Raw genomic sequence first — 23,256 nt, forward strand, 5'->3', positions numbered from 1 at the left:
ATTCATTTTCTGGCCAGCTCCTGGTTTAACGTCCAGAGCTCTCGGCGTTCTTCGCTGCTTAAACCGTGAGTGCGATCGCGAGCGATCAGCTCTTCTTGTCGCAGTTGCAGCAGCGAATCAAACATATGGTTGAGTGAGTCGGTAAAGGTTTTTTCGGCAATCGCCTTATCTGCTATATCGTCCCACATCGATAATTTTTCAAGGGTCGCAGCATCATTTGTGCCACGGTAGAGTTCCAGAAGTTGTCCGGTAGTAAGACCTGGCTGAGCCAAACAAGTTTTGACCAATTCTTTAAATAAGCCAAGTCCAGGCAGCTTATTCTGATCCAGCGCGTCTAAGGGCGGCACTAACGGCGCGAGATCCGGATTTTGCACCAGTAATCCTATCAGTATACGCATGGTCGTGCGTTTTAGCTGTGGAGCCGGGCGGGAAACGCCGCTTTCCGCCTGTTTTGGCACTAAACGATCAAGCTGACTATCATCGAAAATGCCTAACTTCAGCCCCAACGTCTGGCGCAGCTGAATACGGTGCGCGTCGCCAGGCACCTGATTAATGAGCGGCAGCGCCAGTGCGGCTAACTGCGTGCTGCCATCCGGCGAGCTTAAATCCACCTGCGGCAGGAGGCTATTAAACAGAAACGTAGAGAGCGGCTGCGCCTGCTCCATCCGCGCTTCGAAAGCCGCCTTGCCTTCTTTACGCACCAGCGTATCCGGGTCTTCGCCGTCAGGTAAAAACATAAAGCGTACCTGCCGACCATCGGTCATATAAGGCATTGCTGTTTCCAGCGCTCTCCAGGCGGCATCACGGCCAGCCCGGTCGCCGTCGTAACAGCAAATCACGTTGTTCGTCGCCCGGAATAACATATGCATATGGTCTGCCGTGGTTGAGGTACCCAGCGAAGCGACCACATAGTTAATGTCGTATTGCGCTAGTGCGACGACATCCATATAACCTTCGACCACAAGCAAGCGTTGCGGTTCAGCACTATATTGCTGAGCCTCATAAAGACCATATAGCTGGCGGCCTTTATGGAAAATGTCCGTTTCCGGAGAGTTAAGGTATTTCGGCGTGTCGTTCCCCAGAACTCGGCCGCCAAAACCAATCACCCTGCCGCGTTTGTCCCGAATAGGGAACATGACCCGATTACGGAAACGATCGTAAGTGCTGCCCTGCTCGTTATTGACCAGCATTCCGGCATCCAGCAACAATGCCTTGTTATCGCTGTTATTACCGAAGCGCTTTAACGCGTTATCCCAACCTGGCGGCGCGAAGCCAATGGCGAAACGCTGAATAATTTCAGCGCTCAGACCGCGCTTTTGCAGATAGTCACGCGCAGGTTTTGCCGCAGGATGGGTAAGCGACTGCTGATAAAAGTCATTCAGACCATTCATCAACTGATAGAGGTTTTGCCGTTGATGGCGCTCTATCTGGCTAAGCCCGGTGCCTGCTTCATAGGGAATTTCCAGGTTATGCATGGCCGCTAATTCTTCGACGGTTTCGACAAATTCGAGCTTGTCGTAATTCATCAAAAAGTCGATCGCATTGCCATGCGCGCCGCATCCAAAGCAGTGATAAAACTGTTTTTCACCGTTTACGGTGAAAGAAGGGGTTTTCTCATTATGGAATGGACAACACGCGTGATAGTTCTTGCCCTGTTTCTTGAGTTTTACGCGCACGTCGATCAGATCGACGATATCGGTTCTCGCCAGCAGGTCATTAATGAATACGCGTGGGATTCGTCCAGCCATATGCCCCTTTTATACACGTCATTCTTCAGGCTGCCGTAGTGTTGGCTACGTTCGCTCACCCCTGTCGCTGACTTGCGTAAGCGCCGGGGACTTGCTCTCTTGCCGCCTGGACGCAGCATGAATGATTTTGTGTATATGCTAATGCATAAACGAAAACAAGCCGCGCATTCCTTTCGGAAGCACGGCCTTACAACTACAACTCGATCTGAATTGAGAGCAGCCCGCTCTCAAAAGATTAGTACAGACGAGTACGGCGTGCGTTTTCGCGAGCCAGTTTCTTCGCGTGACGTTTCACTGCAGAAGCTTTAGCGCGCTTACGTTCGGTCGTCGGTTTTTCATAGAACTCACGACGACGAACTTCCGCCAGAACACCTGCTTTTTCGCAGGAACGCTTGAAGCGACGCAGAGCTACGTCGAACGGCTCGTTTTCACGTACTTTAATTACCGGCATGTGCCTCTCACCTTTGATTAATTCGGTTTGCCGCTGGCATCAACGCCAGCTTATTTCAAAATGGTGCGGAATTTTACTGCAATTGCTGCTGCTTTGTAAAGCACCGCGGCCTTTTTTGAAAGGGACTTTTATAAGGGGAGGGAGTATACACGAAGTCGGGACTGAGGGTATACATCCACCCGCATTCGACCTACACTGCGCGGTATTAGAGCGAGGTAAAACAAGTCATGCGTGTACTGGGTATTGAAACATCCTGCGATGAAACCGGCATCGCTATTTACGACGACAAAAAGGGTCTGTTAGCCAACCAATTGTATAGTCAGGTGAAATTACATGCTGACTACGGCGGCGTAGTGCCTGAACTGGCTTCCCGCGATCATGTGCGTAAAACCGTGCCGCTGATTCAGGCGGCATTAAAAGAAGCCGGTTTGACGGCGAGCGATATCGACGCGGTGGCCTATACCGCAGGCCCGGGCCTGGTCGGCGCGCTGCTGGTCGGCGCAACCGTCGGGCGTTCGCTGGCATTTGCCTGGAATGTGCCGGCCATTCCTGTACACCATATGGAAGGGCATCTGCTGGCGCCGATGCTGGAAGATAATCCCCCGGATTTCCCGTTTGTGGCGCTGCTGGTCTCCGGCGGACATACGCAGCTCATTAGCGTGACCGGAATTGGTCAGTACGAACTGCTGGGCGAGTCGATTGACGATGCCGCCGGCGAAGCGTTTGATAAAACTGCCAAATTGTTGGGGCTGGATTATCCTGGTGGCCCGATGCTGTCGAAAATGGCGTCGCAGGGGACGGCGGGACGTTTTGTCTTTCCGCGCCCGATGACCGATCGTCCGGGGCTGGATTTTAGTTTTTCCGGTCTGAAAACCTTTGCCGCTAACACCATTCGTAGTAATGGCGACGACGAACAAACTCGCGCTGATATCGCGCGCGCTTTTGAAGATGCGGTCGTGGATACGCTGATGATCAAGTGCAAGCGCGCGCTGGAAAGCACCGGTTTTAAGCGTCTGGTCATGGCGGGCGGCGTCAGCGCTAACCGCACGCTGCGCGCGAAGCTTGCCGAAATGATGCAAAAACGCCGCGGCGAAGTGTTCTATGCGCGCCCGGAATTTTGTACCGACAACGGGGCGATGATCGCCTATGCCGGAATGGTGCGGTTTAAGGCGGGCGTTACGGCGGATCTTGGCGTAACGGTACGTCCGCGCTGGCCGCTGGCCGAGCTGCCGGCGGCGTAAAAGCGGAAAAAGGGGGCGACATCATGCCGCCCCAACGGATTTACAGCAAAACGATGGGCATCCACAACAGCCTGGAGACGATCAGCAGCACCAGGAAGATCAGGCCGAAAATCGCGCCTAACCACGCCAATGGTGGAAGGGTGACGCGCGGCGGATTCGATATGTACGCCTATCACCGAGCTATTGCCGGTCAATCCTTGTGGGCCGAGCCCCAGACGGTTGAGGCCCTCTTCCAGACGCAGCTCCAGCTCAATCTTTCTGGCGTTTCTTTTTCAGCTTCGTCCAGATTTTCGTCTCCTGGCGACGCCACAGACGCTGGATGTTGTCATGATGGCGCAGCAAAATGAGACATGACAGCATCGACACCGGGAAGGTGAACTGCGGTTTAAACCACCAGACGTAAAACGGCGCAATCAAGGCGCTGACAATCGCCCCTAACGATGAATAACCGCTTAACAGGACCGTCAGCAGCCAGGTGCCAGCCATAACGCCGGTTAAATCCCAGCCGATGGGCGCAATGGCGCCAAATGCGGTTGCTACGCCTTTCCCACCTTTAAAGCCAAAAAAGACCGGCCAGATATGCCCCAGACAGGCGGCGATAGCGATAAGCCCCAGCCAGAAAGGGGTAACGCCTAACGCATACGCGCCCCAGACGGGCAACATGCCTTTAAGGATGTCAAAAATAAGTACCGCGACAGCCGCTCCCTTGCCACCGATTCGTAATACGTTCGTCGCGCCCGGGTTGCCGGAGCCGCTTTCACGCGGATCGGGCAGCCCGGCGATGCGGCAAACCAGAATGGCACTGGAAATTGAGCCGCAGAGGTACGCGAAGAGGATCATTCCAGGCGCGATTGCACTCATAAGCTGTTCCGTATTGAAAGTGTCGTTTTATTTACTATTTCTGTGGATAATACGCACATTTCGCCGGAAGTGGTATCCGGGTTAGCCAAAAAGCAGGCAGGTCGTGATGGATATTGTATTTATAGAGCAACTTTCGGTAATCACCACTATCGGTGTTTACGACTGGGAACAGACTATCGAGCAAAAACTGGTGTTCGATATCGAAATGGCATGGGATAACCGCAAGTCGGCGAAAAGCGATGATGTCGCAGATTGTCTAAGTTACGCGGATATCGCCGACACGGTGATAAATCATGTTGAAGGCGGGCGTTTTGCTCTGGTCGAACGCGTGGCGGAAGAGGTGGCGGATCTGCTGCTTAGCCGATTCAATTCTCCGTGGGTTCGCATCAAACTGAGCAAGCCTGGCGCCGTCGCGCGCGCGGCGAACGTAGGGGTAATTATTGAGCGTGGCAATAATCTGAAATAAAAATAAATAATTTTATATTTTTTAAACCAAACGGTTATATATGGGGTCTTAACGCGAGATCCATTTTTGCAGTGTTTTTCATTTTAGGGGTTTATTGATGAGCGATATGCACTCGCTGCTGATAGCGGCAATTTTGGGTGTGGTCGAAGGATTGACGGAGTTTTTGCCGGTATCCAGCACGGGCCATATGATTATTGTGGGTCATCTGCTGGGGTTTGAAGGCGATACGGCCAAGACATTCGAAGTGGTGATTCAACTTGGATCTATTCTGGCGGTCGTGGTGATGTTCTGGCGGCGGTTGTTTGGTCTCATCGGTATTCACTTTGGCCGCCCGCTACAGCGTGAAGGTGAAAGTAAAGGTCGATTAACGTTGATTCACATCCTGCTGGGCATGATTCCGGCGGTGGTGCTGGGGTTAGTCTTTCATGACACGATCAAGTCGCTATTTAACCCAATTAACGTGATGTACGCGCTGGTGGTAGGCGGTCTGTTGCTGATTGCCGCCGAGTGCCTGAAGCCGAAAGAACCGCGCGCGCCGGGGCTGGATGATATGACGTATCGTCAGGCTTTTATGATTGGCTGTTTCCAGTGTCTGGCGCTGTGGCCGGGCTTCTCGCGTTCCGGAGCGACCATTTCCGGTGGGATGCTGATGGGCGTCAGCCGTTACGCCGCCTCTGAGTTCTCGTTCTTACTGGCTGTGCCGATGATGATGGGCGCAACGGTTCTGGATCTCTACAAAAGTTGGTCATTCCTGACCGCAGCGGATATTCCGATGTTCGCAGTGGGCTTTGTGACGGCGTTTGTGGTGGCGCTGATCGCCATCAAGACCTTCCTGCAACTGATTAAGCGTATCTCGTTTATTCCGTTTGCGATTTACCGCTTTGTGGTGGCGGCTGCCGTTTACGTTGTCTTCTTCTGATGATTGACCGTGCCGGATGGCGGAGTACCGCCTTGTCCGGCCTAACTGTTTTGTCGGTCTGATAAGCGCAGCGCCATCAGGCAATTTATCGTGCCGGATGGCGTTTAGCTGGCGGGGTTCGGGCAGCGCTTCTCTTTCCAGCTGGCGACCGCTGCAATTCGTCGCTTGGTCAGCTCCTCGCGAATCTCAATGCCCTTAAATCCGGCCTCCACCACCTCTTTCGTCGGTACCGCTTGGGCCACCTGCCAGGCTTCGCGCAGCCAGCGCCCCTGCGGGTAATCCGACGCTTCAAATCCGGTACGTCCACGGACATCGGCCTCGCTGGTCAGCGCAATCTGCTCGACGCGCTGCGGTTTACGCCATGCATCAATGGCGTCAAACAGCTTAACGATCGTTTTCGGCTGGAGTATCGGAAAGGTGTGGATCAGATCGTGGTATTCGGCGACCAGTTTAGCTAAATCACGCAGGTCATTGGGGACGCGCAAACGCTGGCATAACTGTTCGACCAGTTTCACGCCCGCCGGGCCGTGGCCATGATGGCGCGGCCAGAGGTTTTTCGGCGTTAAGCCTTTGCCCAGATCATGACAAAGCGTGGCGAAACGGACATCAAGCTGCGGACTGAGCATGGCGGCCATCGACAGCGTCATCAACGTATGAACTCCGGTATCAATTTCCGGATGCCACTTTGCCGGCGCGGGTACGCCAAACAGGGCGTCGATTTCCGGAAACAGGACGCGCAGGGCGCCGCAGTCGCGCAATACCTGGAAGTAAACCTGCGGATTGCGGGTGGTAAGCGCATTTTCCGTCTCTTTCCATACCCGTTCCGGCGTCAGATGTTCCAGCTCGCCTGCCGCGGTCATTTCGCGCATTAGCGCCAGTGTTTCATCGGCGATACGGAAACTAAGATGAGCGTAACGGGCGGCAAAACGCGCCACGCGCAATACGCGCAAGGGATCTTCGCCAAACGCGGGAGAGACATGGCGCAGTAGACGTGCCTCCAGATCCCGGCGCCCGTGGTAAGGGTCGATAATCTGGCCGTCATCGTCGCGCGCCAGAGCATTAATGGTCAGATCGCGACGCTGGAGATCGGCTTCCAGGGTAACGTCCGGCGCGGCATAACAGGTGAAGCCCGTGTAGCCGGAACCGGATTTACGCTCAGTACGCGCCAGCGCGTATTCTTCGTGAGTTTGCGGATGGAGAAACACAGGAAAATCACGGCCTACCTGCTGGTAGCCCGCATCAAGCATCTCCTGCGGCGTGGCGCCGACAACGACCCAATCTTTATCTTTAACCGGTAGCCCTAACAACGCATCCCGAACCGCACCACCGACCAGATAAATCTTCACGCCACTTTCCTTTTAAAAACGATCATCCTCTAATGATAAGACAGTGCCGCAGAGAAGGCGATTTAGTTCATCCAGCGGTCTTTGCGTTTACGGCTTGGGATCATATGCGGCAGCACCAGCCCTAACAGCAAGCCAATACCCAATACGCCGCCGCCATACATAAACCACTGCATAATAATGGTGCGCTGTTTGTCATCCAGTTGCAGATTCGCGGCGCTCACTTTTTTCTGCGCGACAATCAGTTCGTTTTTCAGCTTCTGGTTCTCTTCTTTTAGCCCGTTGATGACGCTGTCGCTTTGCGCCACTTTCTGCTGCATATCGGCGGTGCGCTGATTCCACGTGGTATCAATATTGTTGAGTTTATCGGTCAACGTTTTGACCTGATTTTCCAGATCCGGCACGCGGGTACGCAGGCTTGGCGTAGTATTCAGTTCTTTTAACGGTATCCAGGCAGTACGACCAGAACTGTCTTTAATTTGACCATAGTTGGCATCGCTCTGTAAGAGCGTGACTTCCTCGCCGGCGTTGACGGTACCCACAAGGCGATAATTATCTCCCGGACCGCTGCGGACCCAGGTATTCAGTTCATCAGAAACGTAACGCGTCTCTTCAGCATGAGAGACGGCGGTGGCGCTAAGCGCAAGTAAAGTTAGTCCAATCAGGCGTAATTTTGGCATCAGGCTGTCGTTATTGTCAGAGAAAGTGGAACGATAGTAACGGCATCAGTGTCGCTACGCAAAGTAGTCGACATCAATCGGAATCATCTGTGTCGCCTTTGCCGCTACGTCAAACTTTTACGCCCGTCAAATTGCTCGTTGCATGGCAATTTGGCGCAAAATACTATCTACTGACAAAAATAATGCGGGTAAGTTCGCCAAGAATCTTCCCAGATGTGACATAACCCATAAGTACAAGGCCATGGCTCAGGAAATCGAATTAAAGTTTATCGTCAATCACGACGCCGTAGATGCGCTGCGAAATCATCTTCATACGCTCGGCGGCGAGCATCATGCGCCCAGCCAGTTGCTGAATATCTACTTCGAAACGCCTGATAACTGGCTACGCCGCCATGATATGGGGCTGCGTATTCGTGGTGAAAATGGGCGCTATGAAATGACCATGAAAATTGCCGGCCGGGTAACGGGCGGGCTGCACCAGCGACCCGAATACAATGTCGCGCTAAGCGAACCCGTGCTGGATCTGACGCAACTTCCGGCGGAGGTCTGGCCTGATGGCAACCTGCCCGCTGGCCTGGCATCAAACGTACAGCCGCTGTTCAGTACCGATTTTTACCGGGAAAAATGGTGTCTGGACGTTGACGGCAGCAGGATTGAAATTGCGCTCGATCTCGGCGACGTAAAAGCGGGCGAGTTTGCCGAACCGATTTGTGAGCTGGAGCTTGAGTTGCTTCGCGGCGATACGCGCGCCGTGTTAAAACTGGCGAAGCAACTGCTGTCGCAAACCGGTTTGCGTCAGGGCAGTCTGAGTAAGGCGGCGCGAGGTTATCACCTGGCGCAGGGGAATGCGCCGCGAGAGAATACACCAACGGCAATTCTGCGGACTGCCGCGAAAGCCACGGTAGAGCAAGGGCTGGAGGCCTCGCTGGATCTGGCGTTGTCACAGTGGCAGTACCATGAAGAGCTCTGGCTGCGCGGCGGCGAGTCGGCGAAAGAACACGTGCTGGATGCTATGGGATTAGTGCGCCATGCCTTAATGCTTTTTGGTGGCATTGTTCCGCGTAAAGCGAGCACTCACTTACGTGATCTACTTACCCAGGCGGAAGCGACGATGACATCCGCGGTGTCCGCCGTCACAGCCGTTTATAGTACGCAAACGGCGATGGCGAAACTGGCATTGACGGAATGGCTGGTGACGAAAGCCTGGCAGCCATTTCTGGACGCGAAGGCGCAGGCCAAAATGGCCGATTCTTTTAAGCGTTTCGCCGACATTCATCTTTCTCGTCATGCTGCTGAATTAAAAAAAGTTTTTGGACAACCGCTGGGTGATAAGTATCGCGACCAGTTGCCGCGTTTGACTCGCGATATCGACAGCGTTTTACTGCTGGCCGGGTATTATGATGCGATGATCGCGCAGGCATGGCTGGAGAACTGGCAGGGATTGCGTCACGCCATTATTATCGGGCAACGTATTGAAATTGAACATTTCCGTAATGAGGCCATTAACCAGCAGCCGTTCTGGTTGCACAGCGGAAAACGATAATCAGAACCGTAGAAAGCGCCTGATGACGCTGCGCTTATCAGGCTTACGGTATGCGGACTTGTAGGCCGGGTCAGGCGAAATGCCGCCATCCGGCATTATTTAAAGGATATCCCCTAAATGACGCCGCTCTCTTCACCCTTATCGCAGTACTGGCAGACCGTTGTTGAGCGCCTACCAGAAGGATTTACTGAGACATCGCTTAGCGTGCAGGCGAAGTCAGTACTTACATTTAGCGATTTTGCGCTGGATAGCGTGATAGCGCATCCGGAGTGGCTTGCCGAACTGGAATCCGCATCGCCGCAGGCTGATGAATGGCGACATTATGCTGGCTGGTTACAGGAGGCGTTGGCAGGTGTCTGTGACGACGCCTCGCTGATGCGTGAACTGAGGTTTTTTCGTCGTCGCATCATGGTACGCATCGCCTGGGCGCAGACGCTGTCGCTGGTGGACGATGAGACTATTTTACAACAGTTGAGCCATCTGGCGGAGACGCTCATTGTGGGGGCGCGCGACTGGCTGTATGCCGCCTGTTGCCGCGAATGGGGAACCCCCTGTAACCCGCAGGGCGTTCCGCAGCCGCTGTTGATTTTAGGCATGGGCAAGCTGGGCGGCGGCGAACTGAATTTTTCGTCTGATATCGATCTGATTTTCGCCTGGCCGGAACATGGCGAGACCCGGGGCGGGCGTCGTGAACTCGATAACGCCCAGTTTTTTACGCGTCTCGGGCAGCGGCTGATCAAAGCGCTGGATCAGCCCACAATGGATGGTTTTGTCTATCGGGTGGACATGCGCCTGCGACCGTTTGGCGACAGCGGCCCGCTGGTACTGAGTTTTGCCGCGCTGGAGGATTACTATCAGGAGCAAGGACGCGACTGGGAACGCTACGCCATGGTGAAAGCGCGGCTAATGGGCGATAACGACGACGCCTGGTCTCGTGAATTACGCGCCATGCTGCGGCCTTTCGTTTTCCGCCGCTATATCGATTTCAGCGTCATCCAGTCGCTACGTAATATGAAAGGGATGATCGCCCGCGAAGTGCGACGCCGCGGTTTGAAAGACAACATTAAACTTGGCGCGGGCGGTATTCGTGAAATTGAGTTTATCGTGCAGGTATTCCAGCTCATCCGCGGCGGACGCGAGCCGTCGCTACAGTCGCGTTCGTTACTGCCAACGCTGGATGCTATCGCTGCGCTGCATTTGCTGCCTGAGAATGACGTGGCGCAACTGCGCGTGGCCTATCTTTTTCTACGTCGTCTGGAGAATCTGCTGCAAAGCATCAATGACGAACAGACGCAAACGTTGCCTGCCGACGATCTGAATCGGGCGCGGCTGGCCTGGGGAATGAAGGCGGAGAACTGGCCGCAGCTTGTTGGCGAACTGACGGATCATATGGCTAATGTACGCCGCGTATTCAACGAATTAATTGGCGATGATGAAGCCGATATCCCGCAGGAGGAAGAACGTTCAGAGCCGTGGCGTGAAGTATGGCAGGATGCGCTACAGGAGGATGATTCGACGCCAGTGCTGGCGCATTTAGCCGATGAGGATCGGCGACAAGTTCTGACCCTCATCGCTGACTTCCGTAAGGAACTGGATAAACGCCCTATCGGTCCGCGCGGGCGGCAAGTGCTGGACCAACTGATGCCGCACCTGCTTGCTGATGTCTGCTCTCGCGAAGACGCCGCTGTTACGCTATCGCGGATAACGCCGTTGCTGGCGGGGATTGTCACTCGCACCACCTATCTGGAGCTGCTGAGCGAATTTCCCGGCGCGCTGAAACACCTGATTATGCTCTGCGCCGCTTCGCCAATGATAGCGAGCCAACTGGCGCGTTATCCGTTGTTGCTTGATGAACTGCTCGACCCCGGCACGCTTTATCAGCCGACGGCTACCGACGCTTACCGCGACGAATTACGCCAGTATTTGCTGCGCGTGCCGGAAGAGGACGAAGAACAACAACTGGAGGCATTACGCCAGTTTAAACAGGCACAGCTTTTGCGGATTGCGGCGGCGGATATTGCCGGTACGCTGCCGGTGATGAAAGTAAGCGATCACCTCACATGGCTGGCGGAGGCGATGATTGATGCTGTGGTGCAGCAGGCGTGGACGCAAATGGTTGCGCGTTATGGTCAGCCAGCGCATCTGGACGAGCGCCAGGGGCGGGGGTTTGCGGTTGTCGGTTATGGCAAGTTGGGCGGATGGGAGCTGGGCTACAGTTCCGATTTGGATCTCATCTTCCTGCATGACTGTCCGATGGACGTCATGACCAACGGCGAACGCGAAATCGACGGGCGGCAGTTTTATCTGCGCCTGGCGCAGCGCATTATGCATCTGTTCAGTACGCGCACCTCCTCCGGCATTTTGTATGAGGTGGATGCGCGTCTACGCCCCTCTGGCGCGGCGGGAATGCTGGTGACTTCAGCGGACGCGTTTGCCGATTATCAGCAGCATGAAGCCTGGACCTGGGAACATCAGGCGTTGGTACGCGCTCGCGTGGTATATGGCGACCCGCAGCTTACCTCACAGTTTGATGAGGTGCGCCGCACTATCATGACGACGGCGCGTGACGGCAAGACATTGCAGACTGAAGTGCGTGAAATGCGCGAGAAAATGCGGGCGCATCTCGGCAATAAGCATCGCGATCGTTTTGATATTAAAGCTGATGAAGGCGGTATTACGGATATTGAGTTTATCGCGCAATATCTGGTACTGCGCTACGCTCATGAAAAACCTAAATTAACGCGCTGGTCTGATAACGTGCGCATCCTGGAGCTTCTGGCGCAAAACGGCATTATGGATGAACACGAAGCGCAGGCGCTGACGGTAGCCTACACCACACTGCGTGATGAACTGCACCACCTGGCGTTGCAGGAGCTTCCCGGTCATGTGGCGCAGACATGTTTTAGCAAAGAGCGCGCGCTGGTGCAGGCAAGCTGGCGGAAGTGGCTGGTAGCCGTTTGAATTATGCTATTATCGCGCGCAAATTTTGAATCTCTCAGGAGACAGGAATGAAAGTAAATCTGCCAGCGTTTGAACGTGCAGGCGTCATGGTTGTGGGTGATGTAATGCTGGATCGCTATTGGTATGGCCCCACTTGCCGTATTTCACCGGAAGCGCCGGTGCCCGTGGTTAAGGTAAATACCGTTGAGGAACGTCCGGGCGGCGCGGCGAACGTGGCGATGAACATTGCGTCTCTGGGAGCGAACGCCCGTCTGGTCGGCCTGACGGGTATTGATGACGCCGCGCGCGCGCTGAGCAAAACGCTGGCGGAGGTCAATGTGAAGTGCGACTTCGTTTCTGTGCCGACGCATCCGACGATTACCAAACTGCGCGTACTATCACGTAATCAGCAGCTCATTCGTCTTGATTTTGAAGAAGGCTTTGAGGGCGTGGACCCGCAGCCGTTGCATGAGCGTATCAACCAGGCGCTGGGATCGATCGGCGCGCTGGTATTGTCCGATTATGCCAAAGGCGCTCTGACCAGCGTGCAGACTATGATTTCCCTGGCGCGCCAGGCGGGCGTGCCGGTGCTCATCGATCCGAAAGGAACGGATTTTGAACGTTACCGCGGCGCCACGCTGCTGACGCCAAACCTTTCTGAATTTGAGGCGGTCGCGGGGAAATGTAAAAGCGAAGACGAACTGGTTGAACGTGGCATGAAACTCATTGCCGATTACGACCTTTCCGCGCTGTTGGTCACGCGTTCCGAACAGGGAATGACGCTGCTGCAACCGAATAAAGCGCCGCTACATATGCCGACGCAGGCGCAGGAAGTTTATGATGTTACCGGTGCGGGCGATACGGTGATCGGCGTGCTGGCGGCGACGCTGGCGGCGGGAAATACTCTGGAAGAGGCGTGTTATTTCGCCAATGCGGCGGCGGGCGTAGTGGTAGGTAAACTCGGGACGTCAACGGTTTCCCCTATTGAGCTGGAAAACGCAGTGCGCGGACGCGCGGATACCGGCTTCGGCGTCATGACCGAAGAGGAGTTGAGACAGGCCGTCGCCAGCGCGCGTAAGCGTGGCGAGAAAGTGGTCATGACCAACGGCGTTTTCGATATTCTGCACGCGGGCCATGTCTCTTATCTGGCGAACGCGCGCAAACTGGGCGACCGCCTGATTGTTGCGGTCAATAGTGACGCCTCGACTAAACGCCTGAAAGGCGAAAGCCGTCCGGTTAATCCGCTCGAACAGCGTATGATCGTGCTGGGCGCGCTGGAGTCAGTCGACTGGGTTGTCTCTTTTGAAGAGGATACGCCGCAACGACTGATTGCCGGTATTCTGCCGGATCTGCTGGTAAAAGGCGGCGACTATAAGCCGGAAGAGATCGCGGGCAGCGAAGAGGTCTGGGCCAACGGCGGCGAAGTCATGGTGCTGAACTTCGAAGATGGTTGTTCCACGACCAATATCATCAAAAAGATCCAGACCGAGAGCGAGAAGTAAAACCGCGTCATCAGGCGTTACAGACGCTGCGGGCGCTGATTTTGAAGGCGCGTCGGACATTTTGTTTCGACGCGTATCTCGCGGTTGACGCTGCTTTTTTTTCGACCTAAAGTAAAGGAATAAGGGTGAGAGGGGATCTCTCCCCCCTCTGATTGGCTGTTAGTAAGCTGGGAAACTTATCAGTAACAGAACAATCAGTATGATGACCTGGTGCATCATAACCCTTTCCTTATTAAAGCCCCTTCCTCGGGAGGGGCTTTCCCGTTTCAGCCCCTTGCTGACATCGCGATTGTTGGTGAGTGGCCTGTCTGGCGCAAGGGCTTTCTCCCGCCGATTTTGCGTTACTGGATCGCCCACGCAAAATGGCCTGCTGGTCATAACGCTTTGTACAGACAAGGTGGAAAAAAGATAAAAAAATCCCCGGTCTTATGACCAGGGACAGGAGATATGGCGGGGGGTTATTGCTCTTTTATCGTTGCTTCGCGATTAATCTCATCCGTTGCCGATGAAACCAACGGCGTGGTCAGCGCCTTTAGCGAGCCGCCAGCGATGCCAATCTCGTTTAACAGCGAATCGATCAGCGGTGCCTGGGTACGATAGGTGAGCGCGGCAGATAACGCTTGTTCCGCCAGGTTTCCCCCGTTAGCGCCGCCAGCGGCGACGTCGCCCGCCGTCGCGCCGCGATTGAGGCCATCGACCTGAATAATCTTAATGCCGTCGATGGATTTCATCGGTTCAACAGACTTCTCAATAACAGCAGGCAACGATTGTAAGAGCGCTAGTTTAAATTTGAGGCTGGTTTGTTCGTCAGAAAGCACGTTGATAGCGTCATTCAGCGCCCGTTGCGCTTCGGCTTCCGCCAGACCTTTTTTACGCGTTGCTTCCGCCAGTTCGATGATGGCGGCGGCTTGCAATTCTGCCGCTTCTTTCTCTGCTTTTGCCCGAACGGTCAGTTCGACCGCTTTGGTTTCCGCATCCTGCGCCGCGGCGATCAGAGCGACCTGCTTGGCGCGATCCGCTTCGGCGGTCTGGCGGGTGGTTTCTACGTTTTGCTGGGCGCGAACCGCATCGGCCAGCGCGTCGTTGGCGCGCGCTTCTGCTTGTGATTGCTGCTCGGATTTGGCGGCAATGGCGATAGATTTCGTCTGGTTGGCGATTTCTGTCACCTGTTGCTGTTCGATCTCTTTAATACGTACTTCACGCTCGGCCTCAACTTTCCTGGACCGTACTGCTTGCTCACGTTCGATCTCCGTCTCCTGGATCTGCCGCTCAGCAAGAATGCGCGTCTGTTCTGCTTCACGATGGCGCTCGGCCTCAAAAGCGGCAATTTTAGCGTTTTGTTCGGCGGTGCGGGTTTTAACTTGTTGCTCCTGCTCCAGAGTCATAAAGGCTTCTTGTTGCTCGATTTCCAGCTTGCGCTCAAGCGCGTCGCGGTTCTTTTCGCGCACCGCCACTTCCACATCCTGTTCCACTTCATTACGTTCACGACGGCGGCGTTCGGTTTCCTGCGTCAGTTTCGTCAGACCTTCGGCATCAAAGGCATTGTTTGGATTGAAATGCTCTTTGGACGTTTGGTTAAAGTTGGTTAATGAGACGCTTTCCAGCTCCAGGCCGTTTTTCGACAAATCTTCCGCAACGGTGTTTTGTACGCCCTGAACGAAGTTTTCACGCGTATCCTGTAGCTCATGCATCGTCATCTGGGCTGCGGTAGCGCGTAAGGCGTCAACGAATTTATCCTCAACCAGCATACGCAGATCTTCCGGTGACAGCGTTCGCTGGCCAAGCGTTTGTGCGGCGGTGGCAATACCTTCAACAGAGGGTTTTACACGCACGAAGAAAGCGACGACCACGTCAACGCGCATACGATCTTTGGTGATCAGGCTGTCGACGGTAGCACGGCTGACTTCAAGTTTTAGGGTATTCATATTGATCGGAATAATTTCGTGAAAGATTGGCATCACAATAGCGCCGCCGCTCATCACCACTTTTTGCCCGCCAAGCCCGGTACGGACAAACGCCTGTTCCGCAGATGCGCGGCGATAGAGGCGAGCAAAAATGATCCCGATAATTAGTAAGACGATAACCGCAACGATGGCGGTAAACATCCATGATGGCAATATGCCAAAAACATCATCCATTATGTAAGTTCCTCTCAATTAGACATAGAAGGTACGCTCAGCCAAATAACGCGTTGCGGAAAGTCGGCAGACAATCAGCACCTTGTCTCCTTTTTTAAATTCTTTTCCCTTTTCGGGTTCCAGCAGTAAATAGTGAATCTGGCCGAACTTATCGGTAAATTTTCCTTCGCAAGGTGTACCGGCGACGGCGGCGTGGCCGGTAATAATCGCCATGCCGCCGATAAATTCCTCTTCCCGGAGGGCGGAGCTTTCATCTCTGGGTAGCCAGGGCGCGAGGATTTTTCCGCTGTAATGCACGGCAAAGACCGACAGGACAATGCTCAACGGGACCAGCAGCAGATTGCTGAGCGGCGCTTGCCAGAGCATGATCCCGCCATGCTGGATGAGAATGCCGAAGAGGCCGAAATAACCGGCCAATAGACAGAGGACGACCAGGGCGGGAACGCGTCCAATATTCAGATAATGAAGCGCCTGGCCCGCAGGGCCGGATGACAGGGCGTCATAATGATCGAGATGGGCGTCGAGCGCGCCTGAAAGAAAGTGGCCAAAAATCAGCGAAATCATCTCCAGCACGCCGATAAAGAAAACGAACGCGATGGCAAACAGATAGGGGCTGTTATACTCCGCAAATAAGGTCATATTTTCTATCCTTGTCGCCGCCTTCAGAAGGGTGTTCGCGTGATAATTTTCATGCTTGTTATTTCATTGCGTTACAATATCATGTGACCCATATCTCCTTAAGTCCGAAAAGCGATTTATCCGTCGTTATCTTTGGTGAATATTGTGATTTTGCGCATTAAATTTGCGCACGTTATGTATAAAACCGCCGTACATATAGGGAAATACTGAAATTAGAAAAAGCATATAGCCTTAACAGAATTCAATAACTGGAGGGTATGCTGATGAACAACAATAACGTCTATTCATTAAATAATTTCGATTTTCTGGCGCGCAGTTTTGCCAGAATGCAGGCGGAGGGGCGTCCTGTTGATATCCAGGCGGTAACCGGCAATATGGACGAGGAGCACCGCGACTGGTTTTGCAAGCGTTACGCGCTTTACTGCCAGCAGGCGACTCAGGCGAAAAGGTTAGAATTAGAACACTAATGCAGGCTCCCTTTACAGGTGCAGGGCATTATTCAGATCTTATATGAGCGGGCCGTCAGGCCCGTTCACGTTTTTACTCTTGTGGATCGACTGGCGGGATGGCGGGCGCAGGTTTTACTTCTTCAGGCTTGTCGCGAGCTTCCAGTTCGCTGAGGCGTTGCTCCAGCAGCGCCAGTTTTTCCCGGGTGCGCAGCAAGACCTGAGTCTGGACATCAAACTCTTCGCGGCTCACCAGATCGAGACGCGTCAGCTGAGATTGCAGCGTTTGACGGATTTTTTTCTCGATATCTTCCCCGAACTCGCGAATACCTTTCGGCATTGACTCATGAACCTGGCGTGCGATTTGCTCAATTTTTTTCGGGTCAATCATTGTGGTTTCCCTGAACTGGTAAGTGTTAGCTCTTATTGTAGTGCGATATGTGGACGCCATAAACCAGAATTGTGTGACGTCATACGGAGTAAAGGCGTTGATGAAGGTAATCAATAGCGTTATAGTTAACCCGCTTATTCTCAGGGCGGGGCGAAATTCCCCACCGGCGGTAAATCAGCGATGTTTAACGCATTTCTCATCACGGCGCGCCGTGAAGGAACGCGGAGAGCAGGTTGAAAGCCCGCGAGCGCTTTTTGCCATAGCGAAAAGGTCAGCAGATCCGGTGTAATTCCGGGGCCGACGGTTAAAGTCCGGATGGGAGAGGGTAACGATCCAGTCGGGCATGGACCCGCTCACGTTATTTTTTTGCCGCTTGTCGGCACTCCTAAGACTGCCCTGATTCTGGTAACCATAATGTTAATGAGGTTTTTTTACCATGAATCAGACGCTACTTTCCTCTTTTGGTACGCCTTTTGAACGTGTTGAACTTGCACTGGATGCGCTGCGTGAAGGACGCGGTGTGATGGTGCTTGATGATGAAGATCGTGAAAACGAAGGCGATATGATTTTCCCCGCAGAGACGATGACCGTAGAACAGATGGCGTTAACCATTCGTCACGGTAGCGGTATTGTTTGCCTGTGTATTACTGAAGACCGTCGTAAGCAGCTCGACTTACCAATGATGGTGGAAAACAACACCAGCGCCTACGGCACCGGTTTTACCGTGACCATTGAAGCCGCAGAAGGCGTGACCACCGGCGTTTCCGCCGCTGACCGTGTCACTACGGTGCGCGCGGCAATTAAGGATGGCGCAAAACCGTCCGATCTTAACCGTCCGGGGCACGTTTTCCCACTGCGCGCTCAGGCGGGCGGCGTGCTGACGCGCGGCGGTCATACGGAGGCGACCATCGATCTGATGACGCTGGCCGGTTTTAAACCTGCAGGTGTACTGTGCGAGTTGACTAACGACGATGGGACGATGGCGCGCGCGCCGGAGTGTATCGCGTTTGCAGGCCAGCATAATATGGCGGTAGTCACGATTGAAGATCTGGTGGCTTACCGCCAGGCGCATGAGCGCAAAGCCAGCTGATCGAACGGATCATGGTTGAAAAAAGCCGATGAGATGTCATCGGCTTTTTTGTATTCCTTCGGTGCCATATTGTTCAGTTTCAAAGAACGACGAATAAGCTGAATGGTAAAATTATTGTGAGAAAAGCAGAGGCCTGAATGCAGACCTCTGCTTTGGTTTATCTATTCAGGTTATTTGCCTCTGGCCAGTTTCAATGCCCAGGCGCCGCTCATCACCAGCAGCAGAATCAGGCACAACCCAAAGGCCAACATACATGCCTGCGCCATGTTCATAAAGTGCCAGGGCGGAAGCAGATACCAGCCTTCGGACTGCTGGTAGAGATCGACAAACCACTGCTGTACGCTACTGAGCGTTACGCCATCAGGGACGATAGGCGCGTCATAACCGCAGTCTCCGGTAGGTTTAAACCACTCCGGTGCCCATTCCGCCAACGGTAAGTTGAAAGGAAAGGTCGGGTCAGTCGAACATCCTTGCACGCCAAAAAGTGAATCGGGGTCCGCATTATGTACCGCATGATGGATACCATTAAGCTTAATAGAAAACTTAATGCCCATAATGCTGCCATAAAACGCCGCGATGCAGCCAATCAGCTTCAGCACGATATTTTTGGGATTTATCGCCGCAATCACCCCGCCAATTACCATCACAAACATCGCGTAACGAATGTAAACACACTGTTCGCACGGCGCCATGTAGAGATAGATTTGGAAGAACGAGTGCGCCAGGATAATTAACCCTCCCATCGCGATGGCCATTAACAGCCACAGAAAGCGCTGTTCCTGCCATCTCACCAGCGTATCTACTGGTCTTGCGCGTAGGTCTCGCCATAATCCCTTAATAAAATCCATAATCGTTTCCCTGCTTATTTTTTAGTGGCCAGTTCCCGAACGAGTTCAGCCATAGAATCGATGGATTTGATGTTTTTGGTATAGATAAGGTACTTGCCGTTGACGACGTAAGCCGGAACACCCTGAATTTTGGCAACGTCATAGGCGGCTTTCCATTTTTCCAGCGTCTCCTGAACGGCAGGATCTTTCAGCGCCGCTTCAAAATCAGCCTGGCTCATGCCTGCGGCGTCCAGCCCGGTTTTAATAAATGCCGCCGGATCTTTCCCATCTGACCAGCGCTCTTTCTTATCATGGTAAGCCGTATACCAGGCGAACTTCGCTTTTTTGAATTGTGATTTAGCATCAAATAACGAAATCCCGGCAGCTTTATCTTTGGCGATCAGGACTGCAAATACTTCGCTGGCCTGTTTGCCATATTCGCCTTTTGTTTCCAGGTGGAACGGGGTGAACGTAACGAGATCGGCTACTTTGTCAGAAACCGGACCTGTTACGGCTTTGTCATATTTGTAGCAGAAAGGGCAGGCGTAGCTAAATACCTTAATCAGCGTTTTATCTGCATTAGGAATCGGTTTCTCCAGAACCATATAATCTGTGCCCTCGGTAAAAGCCGATGCCGCAAAAGGAGTGACCAATGCCGCGGTTAATACTACGCTTTTAAATAAAGAGGTAATCCATTTAGATGACATATTAATTCCTTCCCGTGATTTATTTAAACATTTGCGTTGGATGAACCAGTAACGCACGATAGTGAGTCTGGTTGGGCTTATCCGACAGCACATCAATTTCAACTTTCACTTCTTTCGTTTTATAGTCAATCTCATTCAGTTTGCCGACTGTTGGTTTACCAACGTCGAACAGGTTAATAGAACCGCCAAAGCCGAACATGGTATCGCGGTCTTTTTGATATTCAACAACCGAGGTAATAGGACTATAGAAATCATATCCACGTTCTTTACCGTATTCCCAAACTTGTTGTACGGTGCCTTTCTTCTCATCGATCTTATATTCGACAAAACGGGAATATTTCATGGTCGGTAGAGCCGGTTGCTCCAGGCCGCGACCATCGCCGTTATCAAAGACCGTTAACGTGCCTTTGCTGGAAAGCCATGCCGTATGTTGGGTATAGGTGAAATCGAAATCGGTGTCCTTACACTTGCCGTTTTCGTCACAGGTCAACGGCTTACCATGATCGTCTACCGGTTTCAGCAATTTACTGGCTAGCTGCTTATTCCAGCCTTTAGACGGTGCCAGTATCCATTTCACCTGCTTATCGCGACCAATTTTTACAATACCCTGATGGCGGGAAGAAAGGATGATGGAGTCGTCTTTCGCGTCATAAGCGATAGAGTTGACGTGCGCCCAGTTACGACCGGCACCAACGCCAAGCGCATCGCCATACGGCGTATCCGGTTCGAGTTTCGCCTGCTGTCCGGCATGGGCCAGATCGACGTTCACGCATCCAGCGCGCCGAGCAGCGCATCACGCATAGGGTCGAGGATTTTGGTTAAATCCCAAACGTCTACTACGCGGCCAGACTTATCGACCTCAATGATTTGGTCACGAATAGTATGAACATGTATGCCGTCTTCTTTGCGGTAATCGCGTTTGCCGACGCGCAGCAGTACGGTGCCGTTCACGGTTTCGATGGATTCATGAGACGCATCCAGGAACCCGCGCGGCAGTTTATGATCGGCAAGAATTTGCCCCATCATGTCAAACTCGTACCAGTGTTGGCCCTGCACCGCGGTAAAGGTGCCGCGAGGCGTTTCACGAATACCCATCAGATAGCCGCGTTTGTTGATATTCATATCGTGGCCGTCATAGAAGGTATCTTGATCCAGCCACCAGCGGTATTCACCCTGGGTGTCGACCACAAACGTATAAGGGGCGATATCGAAAGGCAAAGCACCGCCCGCCGGACCGGCATCAAGAATGCCCGCATTTTTATCTTTTTCGCCGTGCCAGTGAAATTCAGCGCCCTGCGGCGTAAAGGTATGGGTATTTACCAGATAAAGGCGATCTTCAAATCCTGGCGCGACTTTAATAACTTTCGTTTGCTGGAGATCTGAAATAGAACGGTTATCCATATAATGGTTGACGATGGCGGACGTCTGCACCACATAGTCATCCTTCATGGCTTTGCCGTTTTCTTTATATTCTACCGTGACGTTGTTGGCAAATTTCTGATAAAGGCCAAAAATAGGAATACCGTCATAGGTTTCTAAAGACTCTTTCCCAACGGTATAAGTAACAGGAACGCCTTTTTCCCCTTTGCCATGTACAGTAACTTTAACGTCTGAAATAACATGGCTATCTAATTCCACCAGTGCGGTGAGAGGGGCATTACCGTAAGGATCGACAACGACTGCGCCTAATTTCCCTGCGGGCTGCGCCGGTTGAAAACCTGCGGCAAACGTACTGGCTGCGGTGAGTCCGCATGTCAGTGCGACGGCACCGGCAAGTATTGTTTTCCGGTATTGGTCAAACATGGATATATCTCCTTATATACAACTTCTAAATATAATACTTCTGAATATACTATGTTTTTATGAATGATAAATGAGGTAAATGATTGGTCTTTAAATATAAGTTATAATGCTATTACTTATTTTAAAGTATATTCTGTATCAATATTTTTTAATTGCCTGAGTGAGTCGATAGTAGGAGTGTGATATTTTAAGAACAATATAAATTAGTACGAAGTGTGATCTTATCGACATTGTTTTCTGCTTAATACCTCTTTCATTATTGTGTTTCACCACTGATTTATATGATCAAAATCATTTATTTGTTCCACAAATATGCCAGTATATGAATACGTCAAAATAAGGGTATGTAAAATTTTAACGTTAAATGTTTAGTGATGTTAAATTTTAAGGGTAAAAAGGATGTTTATTGCCTGGTATTGGATAATATTAATCGTTCTGGTGGTAGTAGGGTATATTTGCCATATGAAGCGTTATTGCAGAGCGTTTCGGCAGGACAGAGATGCATTACTTGAAGCGCGAACGAAACGTTTTCGCCAGACGAGCGAAGGCGACAGCGTGATGAATGAGCAGAAATAGCGCATATCCTTGACGGGCAGCCGGATGTTGCCTGGCTAAAGGCCTGCATCCGGCGCGACGTTTCTCTTAACCGATACCTATAGTCTGCAAAATGACGAGACTGAGCCCCATGATGGACATACCGCAAAGCACGCCATAGCTGGGGTTATTGTTAGGATCGATCTCTTTTGCCAGCGGCATCAGTTCATCGACGGAGAGCGCCACCATAATACCGGCGACTGCCGCCATGATAGCCGCCATAACGATTGGCGAAACCAGACTGCCCAAAATCAGCCACGCCAGCACGCCGCCAAGAATTTCCGCCATGCCGGAGATACCGGCCCAAAAAATCGCGGTACGTTTTGAGCCCGTCGCGGCATAAACCGGACCGGCAACCGCCAGACCTTCAGGAATATTGTGCAACGCCACCGCCAGTGCGATGCCGAAACCCAGTTCAAGATTGCTGCTGGCAGTGACAAAGGTGGCGATCCCTTCCGGAAAGTTGTGCAGGCTAATGCCGAGCGTCAATAAAATCGCAGTGCGTTTTATCGAGCCGGGAAGCGGCTGCTGCCTTTTTTGCACCAGATCCTGCGGATGAGCGTGAGGAAGCAGGCGGTCCAGCCCGAAGTAGCCCAACAGGCCGATAATAAACATCCCGTAGCCCAGTACGGGCGACATTCCCTCGGTATCAAGCGCGGCGGGCAGCATCTCCATCAGCGAGATGAGCAGCATGATCCCTGCGGCGAAGCCCAGCGAAAAAGCCAGCACGCGGTTAGACGGTTTTTGGCCGAGAACGCCAAGAAACGCGCCAATAAAGGTGGCGGCGCCCGCCAGTAAGGTCAGAATAAGTGGTACTGACATCCATTACTCCTTATCAATTTGCCGTCCGAACCTGACCTTCAAAATAACTGATGATCTTCATCATAGTTATCTGAGTTCTTCCTCTGTGAAGAAAGCGTATGGTGA

Annotated in this window: 21 protein-coding genes, 2 pseudogenes and 1 riboswitch; of the genes and pseudogenes, 9 read left to right on the forward strand and 14 right to left on the reverse strand. The window is 52.7% G+C overall.

Annotated elements, in window-relative coordinates; all coding sequences use genetic code 11:
• Positions 1-2: 2 nt before the first annotated feature.
• Positions 3-1,748: a DNA primase gene (dnaG, locus tag ACLJR2_RS05885; protein ID WP_000918869.1), complete on the reverse strand. Its 1,746-nt coding sequence runs from the start codon at positions 1,746-1,748 to the stop codon at positions 3-5.
• A 235-nt stretch (positions 1,749-1,983) separates the two neighbouring features.
• On the reverse strand, positions 1,984-2,199 hold the full coding sequence (rpsU, locus tag ACLJR2_RS05890; protein ID WP_001144069.1) for a 30S ribosomal protein S21: 216 nt from the start codon (positions 2,197-2,199) through the stop codon (positions 1,984-1,986).
• A gap of 227 nt (positions 2,200-2,426) precedes the next feature.
• Between rpsU and tsaD the strand changes: the two genes are divergently transcribed.
• Entirely contained in the window at positions 2,427-3,440 is a 1,014-nt protein-coding gene (gene tsaD, locus ACLJR2_RS05895; protein ID WP_001264389.1) for a tRNA (adenosine(37)-N6)-threonylcarbamoyltransferase complex transferase subunit TsaD, read from the forward strand.
• Between the two features lie 122 nt (positions 3,441-3,562).
• On the opposite strand, the pseudogene ACLJR2_RS05900 reads toward tsaD, so the two are convergent.
• Positions 3,563-3,706, reverse strand: a pseudogene (locus ACLJR2_RS05900) (fumarate hydratase); the annotation flags it as partial.
• Positions 3,690-4,301: a glycerol-3-phosphate 1-O-acyltransferase PlsY gene (plsY, locus tag ACLJR2_RS05905; protein ID WP_001272784.1), complete on the reverse strand. Its 612-nt coding sequence runs from the start codon at positions 4,299-4,301 to the stop codon at positions 3,690-3,692. The gene plsY and the pseudogene ACLJR2_RS05900, both read right to left, overlap by 17 nt.
• 106 nt (positions 4,302-4,407) lie before the next feature.
• Here plsY and folB point away from each other — a divergent pair, with 106 nt between their 5' ends.
• Positions 4,408-4,767 carry a bifunctional dihydroneopterin aldolase/7,8-dihydroneopterin epimerase gene (gene folB / locus ACLJR2_RS05910; RefSeq protein ID WP_000355776.1) on the forward strand — a complete coding sequence of 120 codons (360 nt, stop codon included), beginning with the start codon at positions 4,408-4,410 and terminating at the stop codon, positions 4,765-4,767.
• 97 nt (positions 4,768-4,864) lie between these two features.
• On the forward strand, positions 4,865-5,686 hold the full coding sequence (bacA, locus tag ACLJR2_RS05915) for an undecaprenyl-diphosphate phosphatase (RefSeq protein WP_001281933.1): 822 nt from the start codon (positions 4,865-4,867) through the stop codon (positions 5,684-5,686).
• Between the two features lie 104 nt (positions 5,687-5,790).
• On the opposite strand, the gene ACLJR2_RS05920 is transcribed toward bacA, so the two are convergent.
• Both ACLJR2_RS05920 and ACLJR2_RS05925 read right to left on the reverse strand, forming a co-directional pair.
• Entirely contained in the window at positions 5,791-7,032 is a 1,242-nt protein-coding gene (locus tag ACLJR2_RS05920) for a multifunctional CCA addition/repair protein (protein WP_000708449.1), read from the reverse strand.
• A gap of 62 nt (positions 7,033-7,094) precedes the next feature.
• A complete protein-coding gene (locus ACLJR2_RS05925; RefSeq protein ID WP_001125344.1) occupies positions 7,095-7,709 on the reverse strand; it encodes a TIGR04211 family SH3 domain-containing protein in 615 nt (204 codons plus the stop codon).
• Between the two features lie 241 nt (positions 7,710-7,950).
• Between ACLJR2_RS05925 and ACLJR2_RS05930 the strand changes: the two genes are divergently transcribed.
• From ACLJR2_RS05930 to hldE, 3 genes are all read left to right on the forward strand, one after another.
• Positions 7,951-9,252 carry an inorganic triphosphatase gene (locus ACLJR2_RS05930; protein WP_000046220.1) on the forward strand — a complete coding sequence of 434 codons (1,302 nt, stop codon included), beginning with the start codon at positions 7,951-7,953 and terminating at the stop codon, positions 9,250-9,252.
• Between the two features lie 117 nt (positions 9,253-9,369).
• Complete coding sequence (glnE, locus tag ACLJR2_RS05935; protein WP_000188304.1) at positions 9,370-12,213, forward strand: bifunctional [glutamate--ammonia ligase]-adenylyl-L-tyrosine phosphorylase/[glutamate--ammonia-ligase] adenylyltransferase; 2,844 nt, start codon at positions 9,370-9,372, stop codon at positions 12,211-12,213.
• A 47-nt stretch (positions 12,214-12,260) separates the two neighbouring features.
• On the forward strand, positions 12,261-13,694 hold the full coding sequence (gene hldE / locus ACLJR2_RS05940; protein ID WP_000867682.1) for a bifunctional D-glycero-beta-D-manno-heptose-7-phosphate kinase/D-glycero-beta-D-manno-heptose 1-phosphate adenylyltransferase HldE: 1,434 nt from the start codon (positions 12,261-12,263) through the stop codon (positions 13,692-13,694).
• Positions 13,695-13,853: 159 nt separating this feature from the next.
• Here hldE and ACLJR2_RS05945 read toward each other — a convergent pair whose 3' ends face one another.
• The 3 genes from ACLJR2_RS05945 to ACLJR2_RS05955 all read right to left on the reverse strand — a co-directional run bounded on the left by ACLJR2_RS05945 (position 13,854) and on the right by ACLJR2_RS05955 (position 16,471).
• Positions 13,854-13,913 (reverse strand): type I toxin-antitoxin system Ibs family toxin, encoded by a 60-nt coding sequence (locus tag ACLJR2_RS05945; RefSeq protein WP_192936148.1) that lies wholly within the window; start codon positions 13,911-13,913, stop codon positions 13,854-13,856.
• Positions 13,914-14,152: 239 nt separating this feature from the next.
• Positions 14,153-15,832: a flotillin family protein gene (locus ACLJR2_RS05950; protein WP_000342878.1), complete on the reverse strand. Its 1,680-nt coding sequence runs from the start codon at positions 15,830-15,832 to the stop codon at positions 14,153-14,155.
• Positions 15,833-15,850: 18 nt separating this feature from the next.
• A complete protein-coding gene (locus tag ACLJR2_RS05955) occupies positions 15,851-16,471 on the reverse strand; it encodes an OB-fold-containig protein (protein ID WP_000171739.1) in 621 nt (206 codons plus the stop codon).
• A 257-nt stretch (positions 16,472-16,728) separates the two neighbouring features.
• On the opposite strand from ACLJR2_RS05955, the gene glgS reads away from it, so the two are divergent.
• The gene (gene glgS, locus ACLJR2_RS05960) at positions 16,729-16,938 is read left to right on the forward strand and encodes a cell surface composition regulator GlgS (RefSeq protein ID WP_000928927.1); all 210 of its coding nucleotides are present in this window, start codon (positions 16,729-16,731) and stop codon (positions 16,936-16,938) included.
• A gap of 73 nt (positions 16,939-17,011) precedes the next feature.
• On the opposite strand, the gene ubiK is transcribed toward glgS, so the two are convergent.
• Positions 17,012-17,308 (reverse strand): ubiquinone biosynthesis accessory factor UbiK, encoded by a 297-nt coding sequence (gene ubiK, locus ACLJR2_RS05965; RefSeq protein WP_000566824.1) that lies wholly within the window; start codon positions 17,306-17,308, stop codon positions 17,012-17,014.
• Positions 17,309-17,440: 132 nt separating this feature from the next.
• A riboswitch (FMN riboswitch) is annotated at positions 17,441-17,639 on the forward strand.
• Between the two features lie 105 nt (positions 17,640-17,744).
• On the opposite strand from ubiK, the gene ribB reads away from it, so the two are divergent.
• The gene (gene ribB, locus ACLJR2_RS05970) at positions 17,745-18,398 is read left to right on the forward strand and encodes a 3,4-dihydroxy-2-butanone-4-phosphate synthase (protein ID WP_001076978.1); all 654 of its coding nucleotides are present in this window, start codon (positions 17,745-17,747) and stop codon (positions 18,396-18,398) included.
• 170 nt (positions 18,399-18,568) lie between these two features.
• On the opposite strand, the gene dsbI is transcribed toward ribB, so the two are convergent.
• The 3 genes and pseudogenes from dsbI to ACLJR2_RS05985 form a co-directional block, all read right to left on the reverse strand.
• Positions 18,569-19,246, reverse strand: coding sequence for a protein-disulfide oxidoreductase DsbI (dsbI, locus tag ACLJR2_RS05975; RefSeq protein WP_000345576.1), 678 nt, complete (start codon positions 19,244-19,246; stop codon positions 18,569-18,571).
• A 14-nt stretch (positions 19,247-19,260) separates the two neighbouring features.
• Complete coding sequence (locus ACLJR2_RS05980; protein WP_000096232.1) at positions 19,261-19,932, reverse strand: thiol:disulfide interchange protein DsbA/DsbL; 672 nt, start codon at positions 19,930-19,932, stop codon at positions 19,261-19,263.
• 19 nt (positions 19,933-19,951) lie between these two features.
• Positions 19,952-21,735: pseudogene (locus ACLJR2_RS05985) on the reverse strand (aryl-sulfate sulfotransferase).
• Between the two features lie 399 nt (positions 21,736-22,134).
• Between ACLJR2_RS05985 and ACLJR2_RS05990 the strand changes: the two are divergent.
• The gene (locus ACLJR2_RS05990; RefSeq protein WP_000469259.1) at positions 22,135-22,311 is read left to right on the forward strand and encodes a hypothetical protein; all 177 of its coding nucleotides are present in this window, start codon (positions 22,135-22,137) and stop codon (positions 22,309-22,311) included.
• A 66-nt stretch (positions 22,312-22,377) separates the two neighbouring features.
• On the opposite strand, the gene zupT is transcribed toward ACLJR2_RS05990, so the two are convergent.
• On the reverse strand, positions 22,378-23,151 hold the full coding sequence (gene zupT, locus ACLJR2_RS05995) for a zinc transporter ZupT (RefSeq protein WP_000115874.1): 774 nt from the start codon (positions 23,149-23,151) through the stop codon (positions 22,378-22,380).
• Positions 23,152-23,256 lie beyond the last annotated feature (105 nt).

Source organism: Salmonella sp. SAL03688, from assembly GCF_046551895.1.
Classification (GTDB): Bacteria; Pseudomonadota; Gammaproteobacteria; order Enterobacterales; family Enterobacteriaceae; genus Salmonella; species Salmonella enterica.

What these genes read in the sequence shown, in the direction of transcription:
- rpsU (WP_001144069.1), bottom strand. Translation starts at nt 2,199, where the DNA reads ATGCCGGTAATTAAAGTACGTGAAAACGAGCCGTTCGACGTAGCTCTG.
- glgS (WP_000928927.1), top strand. Translation starts at nt 16,729, where the DNA reads ATGCTGATGAACAACAATAACGTCTATTCATTAAATAATTTCGATTTT.
- bacA (WP_001281933.1), top strand. Translation starts at nt 4,865, where the DNA reads ATGAGCGATATGCACTCGCTGCTGATAGCGGCAATTTTGGGTGTGGTC.
- ubiK (WP_000566824.1), bottom strand. Translation starts at nt 17,308, where the DNA reads ATGATTGACCCGAAAAAAATTGAGCAAATCGCACGCCAGGTTCATGAG.
- dsbI (WP_000345576.1), bottom strand. Translation starts at nt 19,246, where the DNA reads ATGGATTTTATTAAGGGATTATGGCGAGACCTACGCGCAAGACCAGTA.
- ACLJR2_RS05990 (WP_000469259.1), top strand. Translation starts at nt 22,135, where the DNA reads ATGTTTATTGCCTGGTATTGGATAATATTAATCGTTCTGGTGGTAGTA.
- ACLJR2_RS05930 (WP_000046220.1), top strand. Translation starts at nt 7,951, where the DNA reads ATGGCTCAGGAAATCGAATTAAAGTTTATCGTCAATCACGACGCCGTA.
- ACLJR2_RS05950 (WP_000342878.1), bottom strand. Translation starts at nt 15,832, where the DNA reads ATGGATGATGTTTTTGGCATATTGCCATCATGGATGTTTACCGCCATC.
- glnE (WP_000188304.1), top strand. Translation starts at nt 9,370, where the DNA reads ATGACGCCGCTCTCTTCACCCTTATCGCAGTACTGGCAGACCGTTGTT.
- folB (WP_000355776.1), top strand. Translation starts at nt 4,408, where the DNA reads ATGGATATTGTATTTATAGAGCAACTTTCGGTAATCACCACTATCGGT.
- ribB (WP_001076978.1), top strand. Translation starts at nt 17,745, where the DNA reads ATGAATCAGACGCTACTTTCCTCTTTTGGTACGCCTTTTGAACGTGTT.
- ACLJR2_RS05980 (WP_000096232.1), bottom strand. Translation starts at nt 19,932, where the DNA reads ATGTCATCTAAATGGATTACCTCTTTATTTAAAAGCGTAGTATTAACC.
- zupT (WP_000115874.1), bottom strand. Translation starts at nt 23,151, where the DNA reads ATGTCAGTACCACTTATTCTGACCTTACTGGCGGGCGCCGCCACCTTT.
- ACLJR2_RS05925 (WP_001125344.1), bottom strand. Translation starts at nt 7,709, where the DNA reads ATGCCAAAATTACGCCTGATTGGACTAACTTTACTTGCGCTTAGCGCC.
- plsY (WP_001272784.1), bottom strand. Translation starts at nt 4,301, where the DNA reads ATGAGTGCAATCGCGCCTGGAATGATCCTCTTCGCGTACCTCTGCGGC.
- hldE (WP_000867682.1), top strand. Translation starts at nt 12,261, where the DNA reads ATGAAAGTAAATCTGCCAGCGTTTGAACGTGCAGGCGTCATGGTTGTG.
- dnaG (WP_000918869.1), bottom strand. Translation starts at nt 1,748, where the DNA reads ATGGCTGGACGAATCCCACGCGTATTCATTAATGACCTGCTGGCGAGA.
- tsaD (WP_001264389.1), top strand. Translation starts at nt 2,427, where the DNA reads ATGCGTGTACTGGGTATTGAAACATCCTGCGATGAAACCGGCATCGCT.
- ACLJR2_RS05955 (WP_000171739.1), bottom strand. Translation starts at nt 16,471, where the DNA reads ATGACCTTATTTGCGGAGTATAACAGCCCCTATCTGTTTGCCATCGCG.